Annotated in this window: 19 protein-coding genes; 9 read left to right on the forward strand and 10 right to left on the reverse strand. The window is 45.6% G+C overall.

Features of this window, described 5'->3' with window-relative positions:
* Positions 1 to 261: 261 nt before the first annotated feature.
* Entirely contained in the window at positions 262 to 867 is a 606-nt protein-coding gene (locus V1U08_RS19510) for a YitT family protein (RefSeq protein WP_014231040.1), read from the forward strand.
* 72 nt (positions 868 to 939) lie between these two features.
* On the opposite strand, the gene treC is transcribed toward V1U08_RS19510, so the two are convergent.
* The 4 genes from treC to gmhB all read right to left on the reverse strand — a co-directional run bounded on the left by treC (position 940) and on the right by gmhB (position 6,010).
* Entirely contained in the window at positions 940 to 2,625 is a 1,686-nt protein-coding gene (gene treC, locus V1U08_RS19515) for an alpha,alpha-phosphotrehalase (RefSeq protein WP_330471285.1), read from the reverse strand.
* A 161-nt stretch (positions 2,626 to 2,786) separates the two neighbouring features.
* A complete protein-coding gene (gene treB, locus V1U08_RS19520; RefSeq protein WP_330471286.1) occupies positions 2,787 to 4,211 on the reverse strand; it encodes a PTS trehalose transporter subunit IIBC in 1,425 nt (474 codons plus the stop codon).
* A gap of 191 nt (positions 4,212 to 4,402) precedes the next feature.
* On the reverse strand, positions 4,403 to 5,356 hold the full coding sequence (gene treR, locus V1U08_RS19525) for a trehalose operon repressor TreR (protein WP_065302047.1): 954 nt from the start codon (positions 5,354 to 5,356) through the stop codon (positions 4,403 to 4,405).
* A gap of 102 nt (positions 5,357 to 5,458) precedes the next feature.
* Positions 5,459 to 6,010 (reverse strand): D-glycero-beta-D-manno-heptose 1,7-bisphosphate 7-phosphatase, encoded by a 552-nt coding sequence (gmhB, locus tag V1U08_RS19530; protein ID WP_014231036.1) that lies wholly within the window; start codon positions 6,008 to 6,010, stop codon positions 5,459 to 5,461.
* A gap of 342 nt (positions 6,011 to 6,352) precedes the next feature.
* On the opposite strand from gmhB, the gene metN reads away from it, so the two are divergent.
* The 3 genes from metN to V1U08_RS19545 are packed head-to-tail and all read left to right on the forward strand — an operon-like array spanning position 6,353 to position 8,897.
* Positions 6,353 to 7,387 carry a methionine ABC transporter ATP-binding protein MetN gene (metN, locus tag V1U08_RS19535; RefSeq protein ID WP_014231035.1) on the forward strand — a complete coding sequence of 345 codons (1,035 nt, stop codon included), beginning with the start codon at positions 6,353 to 6,355 and terminating at the stop codon, positions 7,385 to 7,387.
* Positions 7,377 to 8,054 (forward strand): methionine ABC transporter permease, encoded by a 678-nt coding sequence (locus V1U08_RS19540; protein WP_014231034.1) that lies wholly within the window; start codon positions 7,377 to 7,379, stop codon positions 8,052 to 8,054. The genes metN and V1U08_RS19540 overlap by 11 nt, the downstream gene beginning before the upstream one ends.
* Positions 8,055 to 8,087: 33 nt before the next feature.
* Positions 8,088 to 8,897, forward strand: a complete 810-nt coding sequence (locus tag V1U08_RS19545; RefSeq protein ID WP_014231033.1) for a MetQ/NlpA family lipoprotein — start codon at positions 8,088 to 8,090, stop codon at positions 8,895 to 8,897.
* Between the two features lie 103 nt (positions 8,898 to 9,000).
* Here V1U08_RS19545 and V1U08_RS19550 read toward each other — a convergent pair whose 3' ends face one another.
* Entirely contained in the window at positions 9,001 to 9,777 is a 777-nt protein-coding gene (locus V1U08_RS19550) for a Zn-ribbon-containing protein (RefSeq protein WP_014231032.1), read from the reverse strand.
* 2 nt (positions 9,778 to 9,779) lie between these two features.
* Positions 9,780 to 10,325 (reverse strand): SecY-interacting protein, encoded by a 546-nt coding sequence (syd, locus tag V1U08_RS19555; RefSeq protein ID WP_014231031.1) that lies wholly within the window; start codon positions 10,323 to 10,325, stop codon positions 9,780 to 9,782.
* Positions 10,326 to 10,432: 107 nt separating this feature from the next.
* Here syd and queF point away from each other — a divergent pair, with 107 nt between their 5' ends.
* The 5 genes from queF to xni all read left to right on the forward strand — a co-directional run bounded on the left by queF (position 10,433) and on the right by xni (position 17,755).
* Entirely contained in the window at positions 10,433 to 11,278 is an 846-nt protein-coding gene (gene queF / locus V1U08_RS19560; protein WP_330471287.1) for an NADPH-dependent 7-cyano-7-deazaguanine reductase QueF, read from the forward strand.
* 108 nt (positions 11,279 to 11,386) lie between these two features.
* The gene (locus V1U08_RS19565) at positions 11,387 to 13,669 is read left to right on the forward strand and encodes a tetratricopeptide repeat protein (protein ID WP_065296431.1); all 2,283 of its coding nucleotides are present in this window, start codon (positions 11,387 to 11,389) and stop codon (positions 13,667 to 13,669) included.
* A 97-nt stretch (positions 13,670 to 13,766) separates the two neighbouring features.
* Positions 13,767 to 15,332 carry a GGDEF domain-containing protein gene (locus tag V1U08_RS19570; protein WP_014231028.1) on the forward strand — a complete coding sequence of 522 codons (1,566 nt, stop codon included), beginning with the start codon at positions 13,767 to 13,769 and terminating at the stop codon, positions 15,330 to 15,332.
* Positions 15,333 to 15,537: 205 nt separating this feature from the next.
* Positions 15,538 to 16,914, forward strand: coding sequence for a nucleotide 5'-monophosphate nucleosidase PpnN (gene ppnN, locus V1U08_RS19575; RefSeq protein ID WP_014231027.1), 1,377 nt, complete (start codon positions 15,538 to 15,540; stop codon positions 16,912 to 16,914).
* A 58-nt stretch (positions 16,915 to 16,972) separates the two neighbouring features.
* Positions 16,973 to 17,755 carry a flap endonuclease Xni gene (xni, locus tag V1U08_RS19580; RefSeq protein ID WP_065302043.1) on the forward strand — a complete coding sequence of 261 codons (783 nt, stop codon included), beginning with the start codon at positions 16,973 to 16,975 and terminating at the stop codon, positions 17,753 to 17,755.
* 68 nt (positions 17,756 to 17,823) lie between these two features.
* Here the strand turns inward: xni and rlmM are convergent, their stop codons facing one another.
* From rlmM to V1U08_RS19600, 4 genes are read right to left on the reverse strand one after another with little or no spacing between them, the layout of a single operon-like run.
* On the reverse strand, positions 17,824 to 18,915 hold the full coding sequence (rlmM, locus tag V1U08_RS19585; protein WP_065302042.1) for a 23S rRNA (cytidine(2498)-2'-O)-methyltransferase RlmM: 1,092 nt from the start codon (positions 18,913 to 18,915) through the stop codon (positions 17,824 to 17,826).
* The gene (locus V1U08_RS19590) at positions 18,912 to 19,310 is read right to left on the reverse strand and encodes a DUF423 domain-containing protein (RefSeq protein ID WP_014231024.1); all 399 of its coding nucleotides are present in this window, start codon (positions 19,308 to 19,310) and stop codon (positions 18,912 to 18,914) included. The genes rlmM and V1U08_RS19590 overlap by 4 nt, the downstream gene beginning before the upstream one ends.
* Positions 19,300 to 19,923, reverse strand: a complete 624-nt coding sequence (locus V1U08_RS19595; RefSeq protein WP_239949587.1) for an alpha/beta fold hydrolase — start codon at positions 19,921 to 19,923, stop codon at positions 19,300 to 19,302. Before V1U08_RS19595 ends, V1U08_RS19590 begins: the two co-directional genes overlap by 11 nt.
* Entirely contained in the window at positions 19,904 to 20,824 is a 921-nt protein-coding gene (locus tag V1U08_RS19600; RefSeq protein WP_014231022.1) for a transcriptional regulator GcvA, read from the reverse strand. Before V1U08_RS19600 ends, V1U08_RS19595 begins: the two co-directional genes overlap by 20 nt.
* Positions 20,825 to 21,023: the final 199 nt, after the last annotated feature.

A 21,023-nucleotide genomic window follows, 5' to 3' on the forward strand; every position in this document is an offset into this window, starting at 1 on the left:
GCGCGCATTCTACATAATTTGATCTGGGTCATAAAGAGAAAATTTAAATTTTTCTCATGCAGTTTCTTCATGATGACAAGTAATAAATATCATGTCGATGTTGCAATCATTTAAACAACAGTCATTACTGTCAATTTTGTGCTTTACACCCTGTAAAACAGCAATTACATAGGTTTACCGTAAATTTTAGCCTCTAGCTACCGAAAAGATCATCTTTTTACTATGATGCCAGCCTTATTTCTCACCTATGACTGCAAATTGATGGAAAAACACTCGTTAAAAGAAGACTGGATAGCAATTCTCACAGGTACCTTTTTGGTTGCTCAAGGCGTTTTCTTTCTCCAATCCGCGCAACTCCTTACTGGAGGAACCACCGGGTTGGCTTTGCTTATTAGCCAATTTACACCTTTTACCTTTGGTGTGCTGTACTTTTTAACTAACTGCCCTTTTTATCTGTTAGCTTGGAAACGCTTTGGACGTCACTTTGCCATCAATAGTGTTATTTCTGGTGCTTTAGTTTCAATTTTTGCCGATCATCTTTATTTACTGATTTCATTAGAGTCAGTCAATGAAATCTATTGTGCTGTCGCGGGCGGGCTACTGATGGGGTTAGGCATGCTAATCTTGTTTCGTCATCGCTCTAGCCTGGGCGGCTTTAATGTTTTGTGTTTGTTTATCCAGGATAAATTTGGCATTTCTGTCGGCAAGAGTCAGATGGCGATTGATGTGTGTATTGTATTAGCGTCGATGTTCTTCGTCTCACCTTGGGTAATCGCTTTGTCCGCCTTAGGGGCGTTTGCGCTCAATCTGGTACTCGCCATGAACCACAAACCACATCGATACTCTGTTACCTACGGCTCTCAGTAACCCCGACGAAAAAAGGCTTTGGGGAGCATTCCAAAGCCTTTAGTGGGGGAGACAATATCAGGAAAAGTTAAGCTACTCTTCAATCAACAAAATTCGTGTTTCATACGGACGCAGTGTCTGATGTCGAGAGGCAACCGAACTTACCGAATTATGGTAGTTGGACAACAAACACTTCGCTTTCGCCATCTCAAAACGCTCTGGCAAGACACATTCCACCTCTTCCCCATAGTAATTATTGATACACAACAACGTCTGGGATTCATTCTGGCGAGCGTAAGCAAAAATACGCAAATGCTCTGGCAGCAAATCTTCATAGCTGCCGCCCGTGATGACCGGGATCTGTTTGCGCAGTTCAATCAAGCGCTTGTAGAAATAAAATACGGAGTTTAAATCTGCTACAGCAGACTCGGCATTGATTTGCGGATAATTCTGCGCGACCTCGAGCCAAGGCGTGCCTTTGGTGAAACCTGCATGCGGTTGGCCATTCCATTGCATAGGCGTTCGCGAGTTATCACGAGACTTCTGAGCCAGAATAGCCATCATTTCTTGGTGTGAAACACCATCACGATTGACCATGATGTCGTACATGTTGGTACTTTCGACATCGCGATATTGACTGATCTCGGTATAACCCGGATTGGTCATGCCAATCTCTTCACCCTGATAAACATAAGGTGTGCCCTGCATCATGTGAACAGACGCAGCCAGCATCTTCGCCGATTCAACACGGTAGTGCTGATCATCACCAAGTCGGCTGACCACACGTGGTTGATCGTGGTTACACCAGAACAGCGCTCCCCAACCTTTACCGTTTAACCCTGTCTGCCAGTGATTAAAGATTTGTTTGAGCTGAAGAAAGTCAAACGGTGCTTTGGTCCACTTATCACCGTTAGGGTAATCTACTTTCAAATGATGGAAATTGAACACCATAGAAAGCTCTTCGCCGTCTAAAGAGGAGTATTGCTGACAGTGCTCAAGGGTTGTCGAAGACATTTCTCCAACCGTTACACTGCCGTACTTTTGAAATACCGCTTGGCTGATTTCCTGCAAGTACTCATGCACTCGTGGACCATCGGTATAAAAACGACGTCCATCGCCACGCTCATCACTCGGGAAGTCTTGCTGTTTAGATATCAGGTTAATGACATCAAGACGGAAACCATCCACGCCCTTCTCTGCCCAAAAGCTGATCACGTCTTTGACTTCTTCACGCACTACTGGGTTTTCCCAGTTTAAATCCGCTTGCTCCTTGGCAAACAGGTGCAAGTAGTACTGATCGGTTGCTTCATCCAGTTCCCATGCGTTTCCACCAAACTTGGATTGCCAATTGTTGGGCTCTGCCCCCTCTACCGGATCTTTCCAGATGTAATAATCGCGATATGGGCTATTTTTATCACCCAGCGCAGACTGGAACCATTTGTGCTCAGTCGAGGTATGATTGACGACGATATCCATGATAATTCGGATACCCAGCTGGTGCGCCTCCGCCAGTAACTCATCGAAGTCCGCCATGGTGCCGAAGTCAGGATTGATCGAGTAGTAATCGGATATATCGTAGCCGTTGTCGATCATTGGCGATGCGTAAACAGGCGTTAGCCAAATCGCATCCACACCAAGGTGCTTTAAATAATCCAGTTTAGAAATGATCCCTTTGATATCACCCGTGCCTTTGCTGTCACTATCGCAAAAACTCTTCGGGTAAATTTGGTAGATTGTTGCGGTTTTCCACCAGCTGTTATCTTGCTTGGTCATTGCCATTTCTAACACCCACTTACCATTAAATTAAAAAGTCACCATGACAATCATGGTTAAAGTTCAAGCACTCCTGAACTCAAAATGACGTAGTCAGGAATGGCTGTTTTCAATTGGGAAACAAGCGATGGCATGACATTCTCCATTGCCATCGCTGATTTAAGTTTTTATGCGTTTGCCGTTTCAAGTTCACCTTTCGCTTTTGCGCGCTTATAAAGAATCAGCGTCAAGCCAGCTGGGACCACTATCGCCACCAACATTGCTAATGCGAACACACCCCAGAACTGAGGCTGAATAGATAAGATGCCCGGCAAACCACCCACACCGATACCGTTCGCCATTACGCCAGCGCTACCACAAACTGCCGCCGCACAAGCACTACCAATCATTGCGCTTAGCATTGGGAATTTGTATTTCAGGTTGATGCCGTACATTGCAGGCTCAGTCACACCCAGATAAGCGGAGATTGCCGCCGGAACGGAGATTTCACGCTCATCTTGTTTTTTACTGATGATAATGATGCCAACCACTGCTGATGCCTGAGCAATGTTTGAAAGTGCAATCAAAGGCCAGATTGGGGTACCGCCAAGCTCTTGCATCAGCTGTAAATCAACCGCGTTGGTGGTGTGGTGAATACCTGTAATAACCAATGGCGCGTACAAGAAACCGAAGACTGTCGAGCCGATGATGGCAAAGTCTCCCGTCATGGCAGCCTTAGCAGCGAATGCCACACCGTTACCTAACATGCGGCCAAATGGACCAATGATAGAATGCGCCAGAATCACCGAGATAATGATGGAAACAAATGGCACCACGACGAGATACAAGTAAGACGGAGTGATACGTTTAAGGTATTTTTCGATATACGCCAGTGCGATACCCGCGAGCATGGCAGGAATCACCTGTGCCTGATAACCCACTTTTTCAATCACAAACCAACCGAAATCCCACACTTCCGGTACTTGTTTACCAATCAAATAGGCGTTCATTAACTGCGGAGAGACCAGAGTCACACCGAGAGTGATCCCCAGAATCGGCGTACCACCGAGCTTTCTCACTGTTGACCAACAGACGCCAACAGGCAGGAAGAAGAAGATCGCTTCACCAATCAGCCATAGGAATGAATGGACCGTCGCCCAGAACTGACTGATTTCGGTCAGCGTTTGGCCATCAAACATCTTGATGTCGCCAATCACATTACGGAAACCAAGAATCAGACCACCAGTGATAATCGCCGGTAGCAGAGGCACGAAGATTTCAGCAAGGTGAGAGATGCCACGCTCAACAATGTTCATGTTCTGACGCGCAGCATTTTTTGATTCATCTTTGCTGGCTTCGCTTTTACCCGTCATCTCGATCAGTACCTTGTACACTTCATCGACTTCAGTACCGATAACGACCTGGAATTGACCTGCGTTGGTAAAACAGCCTTTTACTATAGACAGAGCTTCTAACTGCTTGATGTCAGCTTGCTCAGTATCATTAAGTACAAAACGTAAACGAGTTAAGCAGTGACTCACACTTGCAATATTGTCTGGCCCACCGACCAGCTCAATAAGACGCTGTACATCTTGACGCGCAATCTTACTCATAACTTTGCCCACCCTGTATTGGATATGTTTAACTTTTCTTTGTATTTATTATTAATGGGAACATTCCCATGAAGTGGTTTTATATTGCCACCTGAAGATAAAAAACAAAATGGGAACAGTCCCATTAATTGAAAAGGATCACAAACTAAGTCTAGAGCAGAACACTCATTATGCGACTATGGCATATATATCTAACCGTGGTGGCTGACAGGTTTCTGGGTGAAGTGGAGTAAAGAGTCATTGCCGCTCAACTGATTAATCAGCATGTTAGCGGCTTTTTTGCCTGCATGCGTATAACCAGGATCGACACTGAAGATATTCGGGAAAAGAAAAGAAAGGAGTTCATTGCCGCCCACGCCAGTGACGACAACATCTTCGCGCCCTAACTCTTGTAGACGTTTAATAACCCCAAGTGCAAGCGTATCACTGGCACAAACAATGGCTTGGGTGTCTTGTTGTAATACGTGATCGACCAACTGATAAGCACTCTCATGGCTAAGTGCTCCGGTCTTAAAGCAAGGCAGGATATTTCTGCTCTGGCACCACAACTGGTAAGCATTCAAACGGGCAAACCCCGTGGTTCTGTCATCAGAATCCACACCGATATAGGCAATACGAGAAAGCGATTGCTGCTCTAAGTGAGAAAGCGCCATATCGATAATGCCTTGGTTATCATAATTAATAGAGGAAACCTCATTCGTATCCATGGCAATCACCACAATACGACTGCCCCACTCAGCGAGGGCCTTCTCATCGCAACCTGTAAAACCAAATACAATCACGCCATCTACATTGCGACGTCTAAGAACCTCAAGATGCTCAATGGTTTTTTGGCGATCAAACTGGCTTTCCATGATCACCACATCATAACCAGCAGAATATAACTCACGAAGCATGGTGCCTACGGCTTGGTTTTCTGATGGTGAATCTAAACGAGAAATGATCACGCCCACCACCTTTTGACTTCCTCCACGCATCGACTGAGCGGATTTAGAAGGAACATAACCTGAATCACGAATGATTTTTTCAACCTTCTCACGCGTTTCTGGCTTTACCTTGGGATCGTTCGTGAGCACACGACTTACCGTCGACTTACCAACGCCAGCCAGTTTTGCGATATCAAGAATGGTGAGTTTTTTGTTCATAGGTGATCAAACTAAAGTGGGTAGAAACTTAGGTAAATGAACTTTAACAACAAATAGAGAAAAGGGAAGCCAGTGCTTCCCTTTAAAAATACAGCGATAATGTTATTTGTTTAAATATGCAGGAACGTCAGCAATGCTATCTAATACTACAGTCGCTAGCGCTTCACCCTGCTCAGTAATTGGTTTGCCGGTACGTACAAGAATCTTGGTCCCTACGCCAGCTGCTTCTGCTGCCATCATGTCTTCCGCTTTGTCGCCAATCATGACCGATTTTTCCATGTCGATCTTCAGGAAGTCACGTGCAGAAATGAACATACCCGGCTTTGGCTTACGGCAGTCGCAATCTTGCTTGTATTCGCCAATCCCCTCTTCAGGGTGATGCGGGCAGTAATAGAAGCCGTCAAACTCAACGCCGTGATCAACAAAGTTCCAATCCATCCATTGAGTCAGAGATAAAAATCGGTCTTCACTGAATTTACCGCGTGCGATACCAGATTGATTCGTCACAAGAACCAACATGTAACCTTGGTCTTTCAGCGCTTTCGTCGCTTCAAACACACCGTCAATGTACTCAAAATCATGTTCGTCATGAACGTAACCATGATCGACGTTAATCACGCCATCACGGTCGATAAAAACAGCAGGTTTTGCCAAAACGTATTTCTCTATTAGCTCGGTTTAAGCAGATTATTACATACCTTATAAGCTTCAACACTATCTATTTAGATTGACATTGAGACAAATCAGCACGCTACGTCTCAAGAATCGTTGAATCTCGGGGGCTTTCATCTTATGTTCGAAAATACACCTCTGACAGAACCAAGTTCCGATATCAGAACGTTTGCACATTTAGACGTCTAGACGTAAAAATATCTATTGACTTAAATCATCTTAACCCATAGCATCAACTGAAAATTGAGATAGAGCTCAAAATTAAGTTCTGTCAAAAGCCGTTTTTGACAACGAAGTTCCCCATATCTCTATGCAGGTTGAAACATGATAGAAATAGAAAACGTCAATAAAGTGTTCTACCAGGGCAGCAAAGAAATTCTGGCTCTGAAAGACATTAACCTACATATCGCCAAGGGCACCATCTTTGGGGTGATCGGCTCGTCAGGTGCTGGTAAAAGTACTCTGATTCGCTGTGTGAACATGTTAGAGGCTCCGACCTCTGGCTCCATCATCGTAGATGGCGTTGACCTGACCAAACTAAGCAAAACACAACTAGTAGAAACACGTCGTAATATCGGCATGATTTTCCAGCACTTTAACCTGCTGTCGTCTCGTACCGTTTTCGATAACGTTGCACTACCTCTTGAACTCGCAGGTAAAGATAAATCGCATATCAATGCGAAAGTCACTGAACTACTGAAACTAGTAGGATTAGAAGACAAACATGAAAGCTACCCAGCGAACTTAAGTGGCGGCCAAAAGCAGCGTGTAGCCATTGCTCGTGCATTAGCCTCTGATCCAAGCGTTCTACTTTGTGACGAAGCCACCAGCGCATTGGATCCGGCAACGACTCAATCAATCCTTGAGTTATTAAAGAAGATCAACCGTAAACTCAACATCACTATTTTGCTAATCACTCATGAAATGGAAGTGGTTAAAAGCATCTGTCACGAAGTGGCGATCATCGGTGGTGGTGAACTGGTTGAGAAAGGCACCGTGGGTGAAATTTTTGCTCACCCGAAAACAGAACTGGCGCACGAGTTCATTCGTTCGACTCTGGATCTGTCTATTCCTGAAGATTACCAGGCTCGACTTCAATCAAGTCGTGTTGAGGGCAGCTACCCGCTAGTCCGTATGGAGTTCACTGGCGCAACGGTTGACGCTCCATTGATGTCTCAGATTTCACGCAAATACAATATTGATGTAAGTATCCTAAGTTCAGATCTTGATTACGCCGGTGGCGTGAAATTCGGCATGATGGTCGCTGAACTGTTTGGTAATGAACAAGATGACAACGCAGCAATCGAATACCTGCGTGAGCACAACGTGAAAGTAGAGGTACTTGGTTATGTCCTTTAATACGGCTTCTGAATGGCTGAGCCTAAATAGCAATCTACTTCTTGGGGCAACCTGGGAAACGGTATACATGGTTGCAGTTGCGGGTATTGTCGGCTTTGCTATTGGTATTCCTTTAGGCGTTATTTTGCACATCACTAAAAAAGGTGGTTTGCTAGAGAACACTAAGCTTAATAGCATTCTAGGCGCGATTGTTAACGTGGGCCGTTCTGTGCCATTCCTTGTACTGATGGTTGCAATTATCCCAGTGACTAAAATGCTGGTCGGCACCTTTATTGGTACAACCGCAGCAATCGTACCGCTCACCATTGGTGCCATTCCGTTTGTTGCGCGCCTTATCGAAGGTGCCCTACTTGAGGTACCAACTGGCTTAGTGGAAGCGGCACAATCTATGGGTGCCACACCTGTACAAATCATTACAAAAGTTCTGCTACCTGAAGCAATGCCGACTATTGTTAACTCAGTGACAATTACACTCGTAACCTTGGTCAGCTACTCTGCAATGGCAGGTACCGTTGGCGGCGGTGGTCTGGGAGACGTTGCAATCCGTTACGGTTTCCACCGTTACGATGTGACAATCATGGCTGTTACCGTCGTCATGCTCATTGTTCTAGTACAAATTATTCAGTCTATCGGCGACGCAGTGGTACGCCGCGTGGATCACAGATAAGCATCAAATTACATAAATTATAAGGAGATACCGATGAAATTTAGCCTTAAAGGTCTTTTGACTGTCGTAACAGCCGCTTCTGCTCTAGCACTTACTGGTTGTGGTGATAAAGAAGTTGATGTGAACAAAGTAAAAGTGGGTGTTATTGCTGGCGCTGAAGCACAGGTTGCGGAAGTTGCAGCTAAAATCGCAAAAGAAAAGTACAACCTAGACGTTGAGTTGGTGACATTTACTGATTACGTTACACCAAACGCAGCGCTAGACGACGGTTCAGTTGACGCTAACGCATTCCAACACAAGCCATACCTTGATCAACAGATTAAAGACCGTGGCTACAAACTGGCTATCGCAGGTAACACATTCGTTTACCCAATCGCTGGTTACTCAAAGCAAGTTAAATCTGTTGATGAAATCCAAGATGGCGCGCGTATCGCAGTACCAAACGACCCAACTAACCTAGGTCGCGCACTGATCCTTCTACAACAACAAGGTTTGATTGAACTACGTGACGGCGTTGGTCTGCTTGCAACGGTACGTGACATCGTTGGCAACCCTAAAAACATCGAAATCATCGAACTTGAAGCGCCACAACTTCCACGTTCACTAGACGATGTAACGCTATCTATCATCAACACAACATACGCAAGCTCTATCGATCTGTCTCCAGAGCGTGACGGTGTGTTCGTTGAAGACAAAGAATCTCCATACGTAAACCTAGTTGTAGCGCGTGAAGAGAACGTTAACGCTGAGAACGTACAAAACTTCGTGAAAGCTTACCAAACTGAAGAAGTTTACGAAGCAGCGAAAGAGCTATTCAAAGGCGGCGTTGTAAAAGGCTGGTAATATAACCCGTCTTAGCAAACATCTCTGCTGACCATTACAAAAAGGGCTGATGTGAAAACATCAGCCCTTTTTCTTTTCGATTCAGCAGGAGATACAAAAACCGTTACTTGAGATGGTCCCAAGAGATATTCGAAACAATTCTGCAGTCATCGCACTTAAAGTAGAAGATGTCATGCAAGGGCTCGTCTAATAGCCAGTCACCACCACACTTAGGACACTTACGTGCTTTTTCACTTTCAAGTGACTGGCCACCAACGCGGTATTGATAGTAGTACGTCGGAATTTTAGTGATGTATTCAATACGGCCACGTAAATCCCAACCACGGCGAAACAGGACACTGTCAGAATCACATATCTCGTGCAGCGCGGCATGCTCAGCACGGCATCCGCCCGCCATTTGAATTTCATCACACGCCTGCCATTCCGTTTGCCACTTAATGACCGCTTTATGGTCGCCGTTGAGTGTTGGATCATTGCGGTACAAAGGGATTGGTAATAAGGTTTCACCGCTTCGCAGTGGCGAACAAGTATGTACGTAAGTGGTATAAAGCACCTGCCAGCTTGGTGTCTCTTCTTCTGCTGCTTGTTCAGAGTTCAGATCACGACCAAGCAAGCGCATTTTCGGCGCGAGCAAAGAGGCTTCCGACAAACGATTCATACACACTTTGACAAAGTCTGAATGGTAACGCGGGTGTAGGCTGTCCTGCTCCGGGCAAACCACACGCACAAAAAACTCGCCATCGCCCATCACAATAGGAAACTCACGACCAAGTACCTGGCCGTTATAACGCAATGCGTCCATTAACCCATTAATCGCCTTATCAACCGCGCTTACGGTAGTGTTATCAAAACACTCAAACTGCAATTCAACAACGTACATGTTTACACCGCAGCTTCTAAATTGGTCAGGAACTCACTGACATTATCGGCAAGAACATCACGCTGAGAAGTACCCAGACGCTCAAGAATGACATTGCCCGTCAAGTTACAGATAGAAATAACATCCAGCTCTGCGTCTGTTGCAGCAATAAAAACGGTTGGTTTAAGCTTCAGGCGACGCTGTGTCACCAGATGACCAAGAATATTTTCTTGCAGACGATCAAAATCATCATCGCTCCACACCTGCAACAACGTTAGTTCGTTACCCTTCCAGGTCGCTTCCATGTCTGCGCTGTATTGCGAACCATAAAAAGTTTTAATGTCATCATGCAGTGTCAGCTCAATCGCATTTTCAACGTTGGTGAAATCAGCTTGCTCTTCACGCAGACACGCTTTCCATAAGACCGCCCCATCTCGTTTCTCTTCAACACATGGAGATACAAGATCAGCAAGCTCTTCACTGCGTGGCAATTCATTGTGCTTATTTTGCCAAGCTTGTTGATAGCGTAGGCTAAAATCTTGTAGCGCCTGAGTAACGGTTTGGGTCATGAAGGTCTCCTATTCCTTGTTTATCTGCCTGCAATATTTGCCAGATAGCAATTAATCAGCGGATTCAGTAAAATTCTCTCCATTCTAATCGAAAACGACCACAAAGTATGAGCAAATATTCCAACGCTAAGGAGCTCGCAGGGCTGACTCTGGGTAAAAAGACCGAGTACGCGAACCAATATGATGCGAGCTTGCTGCAACCTGTACCGCGTAGCCTTAACCGCGATGATCTTGAATTAGGTGAAGCGCTGCCGTTTATGGGTCATGACATCTGGACCTTGTATGAACTGTCATGGCTCAATAGCAAAGGCCTGCCACAAGTGGCCGTTGCAGAAGTGTACATTCCTGCGACCAGCGCTAACTTAATTGAGTCCAAGTCATTTAAGCTGTACCTGAACAGTTACAACCAAACCCGTTTTGCAAGTTGGCAAGACGTGACCGAGCGTTTAGTACAGGATCTTTCGGCTTGCGCTGGTGAACAAGTCATTGTTGAAGTAAACCCGGTCACTCATTACACCAATCAGCCTATCGTCACGATGGAAGGTGAATGTATTGATGATCAAGACATTGAAATCAACAGCTACGATTTTGATGCATCCTTACTGGAAGGCGCTGCTGGTGACGAGGAAGTCGAAGAGACGCTACATAGCCACTTGCTGAAATCAAACTGCCTGATCACCAACCAGCCAGACTGGGGCAGCGTTGAAATTCGCTATCAGGGCGCGAAGCTAGACCGTGAGAAGCTGCTGCGCTACCTCGTTTCTTTCCGTGAGCACAATGAGTTTCATGAGCAATGTGTCGAGCGTATTTTCACTGACCTGATGAAATATTGTCACCCAAGTAAACTGGCCGTGTTTGCTCGCTATACTCGCCGTGGTGGTTTGGATATCAACCCTTACCGCTCCACCGAGAACGCCAAGCCAGAGCACAACCACCGCATGGCTCGTCAGTAATTATTTAGTAGCAGAAACAAGTTCGGCAATCTATTGGATTGCCGAACGTTTTTAATACCTAAGCATGGTATTATCAAAAAATCTAAACCGGTTCGAGGGAACGAAAGGATGTTTTGGGACAGATCGCGTCTATTCAAATTGATTGGCTTTTTCTGCTTACTGCTGGCACAGCCGCTTCACGCGACCATTTTATCTTCCACTTTACTTAATGAAGCCCAACAACTGGCAGAAATCGATCCTTCACAAGCAAGACAAGCTGCAACCAACTACCTTTTACAGCGAGAGTTGATAGAACGCAGTGAAAGTGATGGTCCTTCTGCCATGTCTCGTGAAGAAACCGACCGTAGCATCCGAACCCCGAACAGCACCATCGAAGCACATAAAATTATTGCCCAAGCAAACTTCGCTTTGGGGGATGTCAGTGCAGCAATCAAAAGCCTCAATGAAGCGCAAACTCTGGCACAAAAATACGAGCTTCCATACCTGTATCTGGATGTGCAACTGATCCGAAACCAGATGATCTGGACTGGAAATAAAAATTACGCTGCCGCGGAAGAAGCTCTGGACCAAATAGAGAATACGCTTAATCAAGAGGATGCCGTTTTACAGCGTGCTGATAGCATTCGTTATCGCTTGGTCATGCAACGTGCGCTTTTAGCCTCCTATCGTGGTGATAGTGTCAAAGCAGAAAGTTATTATGCCGAAGCAAAAGAGATGCTGGAACAAACTCGCTCCAGCTTGGCACTCATCGATTACTACACCACGGTTGGCGAGTTTTACCTCAACGAGAAAAAATACAACCTTGCGCTTTCTGAGCTTTTATACGGTTACTGGCAATCGATTGAAAGCGATAGTGGGGCCAGGCTGGCCAAAGTAAACCGATTACTGGCAAGACTATTCCAAGAGCGACGCGTATACGATAAAGCAGTCGAGTACTTATCTCAGGCTGCAGACTTTTATGACTCTTACCCAAACTCACCTATCCTGGCGGATGTGCTTGAGCAGATGGGTGACATTTACTTTTATCAGGGTAAATTTAACTTGGCACTGGTCCACTACTTCAATGTATTGGATCACGAGAGTACGAGTAAAAGTATCAACCGTATGATCAATATTCGTCTGAGCCTTGCCGCGACTTACCTTCAACTCTATAACTACGCTCTGGCGGGGCAATATCTGGATAGCTCGACTGAATTGCTCGAATATGCCGACATTCCAGCGCTTAAGGCCAAAGCTGCCCTACTTCACTCGGGTCTGGCTTATCATCAGAATGACAGTAAAAGCGTAATTGAAAACGCGCAAAAAGCGCTTATGTTCATTGACGCGACGGCTACAGGAAATAACTTTATCAAGCAGCAGTCTTACCGTTATCTTGGACTGGGTTATGAACAGGCAGGTGAATACCAGCTTTCGCTACAGGCGTATAAAAAATACACCAACTTAGTAAAACTGGAGCAGGTGCAGTTAAACCAGATCAGCGAAGATGCATTCCGTCAGCAAAAAGAGTTCGCAGAGCAGACTATTCACTATGTAGGACTAACCGAACGCTTGGCACAAGTCGAAGGAGAACACCGTAAATTCCAAAAAATCTCTTTCGCTCTGTTTATTACCGTCTTAGTGATGTTTTTGTTCATCATGCGCCGTGGCGTCATCATTCAGCGCCAGTCAGGTCAGATAGATAAACTACGTAATGACCTGTTCACCCACTCACGCTCTCGCCTGAATAACTTACGCATGTTGAATGTAAAACTGTCGCGCTCTTTGAAGAAATCGAGTGACACCTTCGAACAGTGGCAGCTTGGTGAGTTAATCCACGAGCCTCTCAATGACCGTCTGCGCTTTGTGATGATCGACCTGCCTTTCTTACGCAGTATGTACGTTCAAAATGGTTACAAAGCAGGGCTGGAGTTAGAGCGAGCGTTTGGTGAGTTCCTGGCAGAAAAGATCAAAAAGCCCGCTCGTTTGTATCACTTCTCAGATGCGAACTTACTTTACATCGAACCCAACGCTGATAGAGATGCGTCAGCAGAAATGATGTTTGATAAGTTTCAGGCTTGGGTGGATGACTTTGCGAATCAGCATAATGTTAATCGTACTATTCGCATGGGAATCAGTGACTACCCGTTCCTGCCACGAGCCTACACGGCAATTAATGATGCAGAGCTGCTGGATTTACTCCTACTCGCAACGCATATTGCGCGAGAAATCAGCTTGCAAGATAAACAAAGCCATTGGGTATTCCTCAAAGCCATTGATAACGCGCCAGCAGCAAGCTTTGCAACCGGCGACATAAGAAAAGCGTGTCAGCACGCTATCAATCAAGGGTTAATCAAGATTCACTCTTCATACAAGAATGAGGATGACATCAAGAAAATATTAAAAAATGGATAATTAAGCGCCACTTAGGATTAATAACTGATGACGCTATTAGGTTTTTTGTTATTATCAAGTGACCGTCATCTCACATGGATTTAAACGTAGTCGTTTCATGGGAATCTTGGAATCCGATATTCAGGCACAGCTGCATCAGTTAAGTTGTCAACTTGATCAACTTAAACTGACACATCGCGATAGTTCGCTGAAGTTTAAACGTGAGCAACAAATCCTTAAACGAGTTCTGGCGTCTTTATCGTCTGCATGTCCCGGTTCTGATGCGCAACTATCCAGCTACTTGTCAGAGATTCAGCAAGAGCTACAGCATAAAACGGATATCAGTGCGTTAATCCCTCGTTTGGCGATATTAGAGAGAAAGCTTAAACAGCAATCCAGAACCATGGAAAAACAGAGCGACCATCTCGACGAACAAATCAAACGCAGTGGTGAAACGCTGCAACGAGTGACCGGTTTACCCGCCCAACTAAAGCGCGAACTGCGTAATCTGATGAGCTTTTCTGAAGCGAACTCTGTGACTAATGTCGATCAAGCGACCAAACTGCTCAGTATTTATGAACGTGCGCTGAAAATCATCGCTTCTAACTCACGTTTACATTTAACCGAATTTGAGAACACTCCAGAGAAGTCTCAGCTTGAGTCTCTTGCGAGCGATCTGCAGCATACCATTACGGAACTGGATTTTGAGGGTGAGTGTGGCGAAAAACTACTCGATATCCGCGCTAAGCTCCTGATGGGAGTGAATGCAGAGTCTTTAGTGGAACTAACTCTGGTAACCTTAAAGTTAGTGGTAGAAGCCACTAAATTTGAACGAGAAACCTCCAGTCAATTTCTCGACCAACTCAATACAGCCCTTGCAAGTAACCTGAAAACCATCCATCAAAACGCCGATCAGCATCAAACCTATTTTGAGCACCGCCACGAGCTAAACTCGGAAATGAATAGTTTGGTTGAGCGCAGTCAACGCTCGTTGAATCAAGCTCAGGATTTATCAGAGCTCAAGAAAGAGATGGCACCACTGCTGGCTAAAATGGCGTCACTATCGGAACGTTTGGAAATGACGGAAGCTCGTGAACAAGCATTGCAAGAGCGAATGACTTACAGCAAAAACCAGCTGGAAGCCGTCTTTGAAACCACACAAGACTACCGCCGCCGCTTGGATGACCAGACTCAGCGCCTTCTGCTTGATCCATTGACCAAGGTATACAACCGCACCGCATTTAACGATCGTCTCGAACTGGAATACCGACGCTGGGTACGTTCTCAAAGAAACTTACGTCTGGTCATGTTTGATGTCGACAACTTTAAAGCCGTAAACGATAGCTATGGCTATACCGCCGGCGACAAAGCACTCAAAATCATTGCCCGTACCATCAGTAAACGAGTCTCCGAATTAGAGACGGTTGCTCGCTTCGGCGGAGAAGAGTTTATCTTGCTTATTCCGGAGCAGTCGGAAGAGTACACATTAGAATTAATGAAAAGCATCCAGCGTGAAATCGGCCAGCTGCCGTTTAAATTCCGAGAGCAAAGCATCATGATCACCCTAACCGCGGTTTCTACTTCATTTAGAGAGTCTGACTCTCCGGAGCAGGTACTCGGTCGTCTCGGAAAAATGGTACGCGAAACTAAAAAGCTTGGAAAAAACCAACTCAACTGGAGCTGAATCGTTCAAAATATAAGCAAACAAACAGATTTCATCCCTTAAGTTTACTTATATCCACCATTTTTCAACGAGTTATCACATTTCTTCCATTCCAGTCTGCTAAGCTTCAATTATCCAGCCTTCCAATCACCACTCACAAACGACACGTATAAACCAAAGGTGATGGAGTACTTTACCTCAAATATAATCACAACAAGGAGGCGCTATGATTACCCATATCAGCCCCGCAGGTAGCATGGATTTGCTATCCCAACTGGAAGTTGAGCGTTTAAAAAAGACCGCATCGAGTGATCTTTACCAACTTTACCGAAACTGTACATTAGCGGTCTTGAACTCAGGCAGCCATACCGATAATTCAAAAGAGCTGTTAGACCGATACCAATCCTTTGATGTTGATGTGCTTCGCCGTGAACGTGGCATCAAATTAGAGTTGACCGATCCACCAGAGCACGCTTTTGTCGATGGTGAAATGATTAAGGGGATACAGGAGCATCTGTTTTCAGTCTTACGCGATATCGTGTATGTGAATATGCACTTGGCTGACAGCCAACGTTTAAACCTGACGAATCCTGTTCATATTACTAACCTGGTATTTGGTATCTTACGCAATGCCAGAGCACTTACGCCCGGCATCGCCCCTAATCTGGTGGTTTGCTGGGGTGGACACTCTATCAACGCAGTAGAGTATCAATACACCCGAGAAGTGGGTAACGAGTTAGGCCTACGAGAACTGAATATTTGTACCGGTTGTGGACCTGGTGCGATGGAAGGGCCAATGAAAGGGGCAGCCATCGGCCATGCTAAACAGCGTTATACCGAGCAGCGCTACTTAGGCCTGACCGAGCCGTCTATCATCGCGGCTGAACCGCCAAATCCGATCGTGAATGAATTGGTGATCATGCCAGACATTGAAAAACGTCTGGAAGCCTTTGTCCGTATGGCGCATGGCATTGTGATATTTCCGGGTGGTCCTGGAACCGCAGAGGAGCTGCTCTACATTCTGGGTATTATGATGCACCCAGAAAATGCCGATCAACCAATGCCAATCGTACTGACTGGGCCTAAGGAAAGTGAGGACTACTTCCTTGCGATCGATGAATTTATTCGTGACACGCTTGGAGAAGAAGGTCGAAAACATTACCAGATCGTGATTGATAATCCGTCAGAAGTTGCCCGAATTATGAAACGCGGCATGGACGATGTTCGCACACATAGGAAAGAAAAAGGCGATGCCTACAGTTTCAACTGGTCACTAAAAATCGAGCCGCACTTCCAGTTACCATTTGAGCCAAATCATGACGCAATGGAGCAATTGGATCTGCATATGGATCAGGAGCCTCAAGTTCTCGCAGCAAACTTACGTCAGGCGTTTTCAGGCATTGTTGCAGGTAACGTAAAAGCGGAAGGCATTAAAGAAATCGAAGCGAAAGGTCCGTTCACCATCCATGGCGAACCAATACTGATGAAGAAGCTCGACAAATTACTGCAAGACTTCGTCGATCAACATCGGATGAAATTACCCGGTGGCACCGATTATGAACCTTGCTACCGAATCGCTCATCCTGAAAATGATGGTCGATAGTCAGGCTAGCATTCGTTACACTAGGGGCATTACGCCCCTTTTTTATTGCTAAGTCATTATGTCTATTCATCTTGTTATTATTGATGCCCTAAATCTGATCCGTCGAGTGCACTCCGCTCAACCCGATCCCACTGACATAGCAAGAACCATTACCACTACCCAAAGAACGCTGACTCGGATCCTGTCTGAGGCGCAGCCAACCCATATCATTGCGGTATTTGATCATCATGAGCAAGACCGAGGTTGGCGTGCCGAGATACTGCCGGACTACAAACAAAACCGTAAGCCAATGCCGGAGCCGTTAATGCAGGGCCTCGATGCGATTCAGCAAGCTTGGTGGGAACAAGGTATTGACTCATTGCTGTCTGACGGCGATGAAGCCGATGACTTAGTAGCAACACTAGCAACCAAAGTCGCTGGGCATGGAGAAAAGGTCACCATTGTTTCGACCGACAAAGGCTACTGCCAACTGCTTTCTCCGACATTACAAATCCGAGATTACTTCCAGCACCGTTGGTTAGATGAGCCATTCATTGAAAAAGAGTTTGGGGTTAAACCAAGTCAGTTGGCTGATTACTGGGGGCTGGCTGGCATCAGCTCGAGTCAGGTTCCGGGCGTTCCGGGTATCGGACCTAAAGCCGCAAAAGAAATTCTGACCCAATTCGACGATATTGAAGCAGCTTACGCCAGTGACGAATTAGTACCAAAGTATCGAAAAAAACTGGATGAGCATATCGAGTCAGCCCGCCTATGTAAGAAGGTCGCAGCACTAAAATGCGATATTGAGCTTGGCTTCAATCTGCAAGATATTCGCTTTACTGGGCCAAACAAAGCCGAATAAAATTGTTCCAGCCAATAAAAAAGCTCCTGAAAATAGGAGCTTTTTTAATATCTGTTCAACTCGCTTAATTAGTATGGCGAGATGTTCGATAAGCACTGGATGTGAATGGTGATCTCTTCACGGTCATGGTACAGGTGCTTAGCTTGCAGCTTGAACTTCACCTTGTTCTCAATCAGGAACATTTTCAGGTTTTCAAGATCTTGCAAAACCTCGTCATAACGACCTTTCATTGGCAGCTTGAGGTTAAAGATGGCTTCTTTTGCCCAACCTTTTAGTAACCACTGTCCCATAAGATGTGCCACGCGCGCAGGTTTCTCAACCATGTCACACACAATCCAAGTGACATTCTTGCGGTCTGGTTCAAACTTAAAGCCATCCACCATGTGGTGTTTGATCTGGCCAGTTTCCATCAGACTGTCTGCCATCATGCCATTATCAACACAGTGAACAAACATCGAACGCTTCACCAGTTGGTAGGTCCAGCCACCCGGACACGCACCTAAGTCTACACCCCACATACCCGGAGCCAAACGCTCATCCCACTCTTCACGTGGAATAAATACATGGAAGGCTTCTTCAAGCTTCAATGTTGAACGGCTTGGTGCATCTGCCGGGAACTTCAGACGAGGAATCCCCATGAAGAATTGTGAGTTATTACCCGGGAATGAGTACCCTACATAACAATGACCCGGTGCAACAAAGCAGATGTGTAATACTGGCTTCTTAGCGTTGTCTTTATCCCACATCAGGCCTTTTCCACGCAGAGCCTGACGCATTGGCACAGTAAATTTACGGCAGAATTTTAGTAGCTCTTTCGCTTCATTAGTGTCCGGCGTTTCAATACGCAGATCACCACAACGAGGGAAGCTTTCGACTTCAGACAACGCCTCAAGAATTGGGCTGATGCGGTCATCGCTTGGCAAAGATTCACATTCGGCTGCAACAGCAAACATTTGGCGAGCAAAGATCAACGAACTGAAGTCGAGACCTTTTACCAGTTTGTCTGCGTCTCCATCCTGGTAACACTCGAAGACAACATAACCTGAGTTTTTCTTCACACGAGGGAAGCCGTACACTTCCAACTGTGTCGCTTTGTCCTGAATTTCACCAGCACACTCTTTCTCAAAGCCTGAACGGCAATAGAGCATTAGTTGTTTCACTTGGAGACCTCTTTGATATTAAACGCAGCAAAAAAGAACAAACACCAGCCGATCATAAACATCAACCCTCCCAATGGAGTAATCGGTCCAAACCATTTAATGCCTGTCAGCGCCAGCGCGTATAGACTGCCGCTAAAACAAAAGATGCCGATGATAAAGCAAATTGCAGCGATGAAAAAATACTTTTGCGCTTTTTGTTCTAAATTCACCAACAGTAGAATGGCACAAAATGCGATCGCTAAAGTATGGATGAACTGATACAGCACACCCGTTTGAAATACATCAAGAAGATACGGCGCAAGTGTCGCTTTTAAACCGTGGGCAGCGAATGCCCCTAGCGCAACAGAAACTAATCCAGACAAACCTGTAAAGGAGAGTAACCACTTACTTTTCACTGTACACCTCGTTAATAAAACGCGCTAAGTGTTCAACCGCTAAAGCAATATTGCCCTCTTCGGTATACCCCGAGCGCTTGCGTGGTTTAAAACTGTGGTCACCATCTGGTACAAAAGTGACTGACACCTGATCAGATAACGTGAAGTTTTCAAACTCTTCACGCTTTCCAAAGGTATCCCGCTCGCCTTGAAGAATCAGTGTTGGTTTCTCAAGCGTTGCCAGATGTTCACCTTTGTAGTTTTCTGGCTTGCCCGGTGGGTGAAAAGGAAAACCTAAACAGGCAATGCCCGCCACCAGCGTATTTTCAGCCAACAAACTCGACATACGCCCGCCCATAGATTTACCGCCAATAACAACTGGTGTACTAGCAAAGTGAGTGATCACTTCTTCGTAGGCATCGAGCAGCTTTGGCGCACGATCTGGCGGACGCTTTTTGCCATCTTCGGCACGTTTCATCATGTAAGGGAAATTAAACCGGACGACACGAATGCCCTGCTCAACTAACCCTTTAGCAACTGCGGCCATGAAGTCGTGCTCCATCCCTGCCCCAGCGCCATGGGCAAAAATAAATAACGGTCCGCTTTCCGGCCCCTCAACTATCCACTGGCTCATCCAATACTTCCTCTTGTTCTTTTCTCGCTGTTGCAAGCATCCAGTCACGGAACGTTGCGATACGCCCCATATCCGCTTGCTGCTCATGACAAACCACGTAGAACGCATTCTTCGATATCAACACCTCATCAAATGGTGCGATAAGTCGTCCTGCTTCCATTTCTGGCTGAGCTAACACGTTATTTCCTAGCGCAACACCTTGTCCATGCACTGCCGCCTGTAACACCATTGTTGAATGGCTAAAAATAGGGCCATGATTTACATTGATGCCTTCGATGTTGTAGTGGCGAGTAAACTGCTTCCAATCTTTACGCGAAGTATCATGTAACAAAGTGTGTAATCTAAGGTCATTGAGAGATTCTAACGGCTTCGTCCCCAATAGTAATGAAGGCGAACAAAGCGGAATCAAAAATTCTTGATACAACTTGTCTGCACGTAAACCAGGCCAGTTACCACGTCCGTAATAGATAGCGACATCGACGTCGTCAGTCAGTGAGCCTTCATCCATGTCTACCGCTTTAATCCTGACATCAATGTCTGGCTCCTGAGCGTTAAAGTCGGCCAACCGTGGCACGAGCCACTGAATAGCAAAACTTGGCGGCAAACTGATCGTCAAAGCACCTTTTTCACTACGTTCCAGTACTTTATCGGTCGCTTCTGCAATAGAAGTAAAAATATCCTTGATGTCTAAAAAGTAACTTTGACCTTCTTCCGTGAGTAGCAAAGAGCGGTTTCTGCGGCGAAATAGCTTGAGTGATAGAAACTCTTCCAGCGCTTTGATCTGGTGACTCACTGCAGCTTGGGTGACGAAAAGCTCTTCGGCCGCACGAGTAAAACTAAGATGACGTGCTGCTGCTTCAAATACTCGAAGAGAATTCAAAGGAGGCAATCTGCGAGACATAAGGAACCTCAAATAGGATTAGTTTTTTTTATCTGAAACATTATAAAATCTCCGTTGCCGAACAGCCAGATAAATTCTATATTTCACCCCGCAACACGGGCCTGAACGGCTTGATTTCTCTATAAATCAATTGGCTTCGTTGTTGCGATGTTGTGTTTGCAAACTCGTTTTTCGAGTTAGGTAGATTTCTACCAAAATG

The organism is Vibrio sp. YYF0003 (genome assembly GCF_036350715.1).
GTDB lineage: Bacteria > Pseudomonadota > Gammaproteobacteria > Enterobacterales > Vibrionaceae > Vibrio > Vibrio natriegens.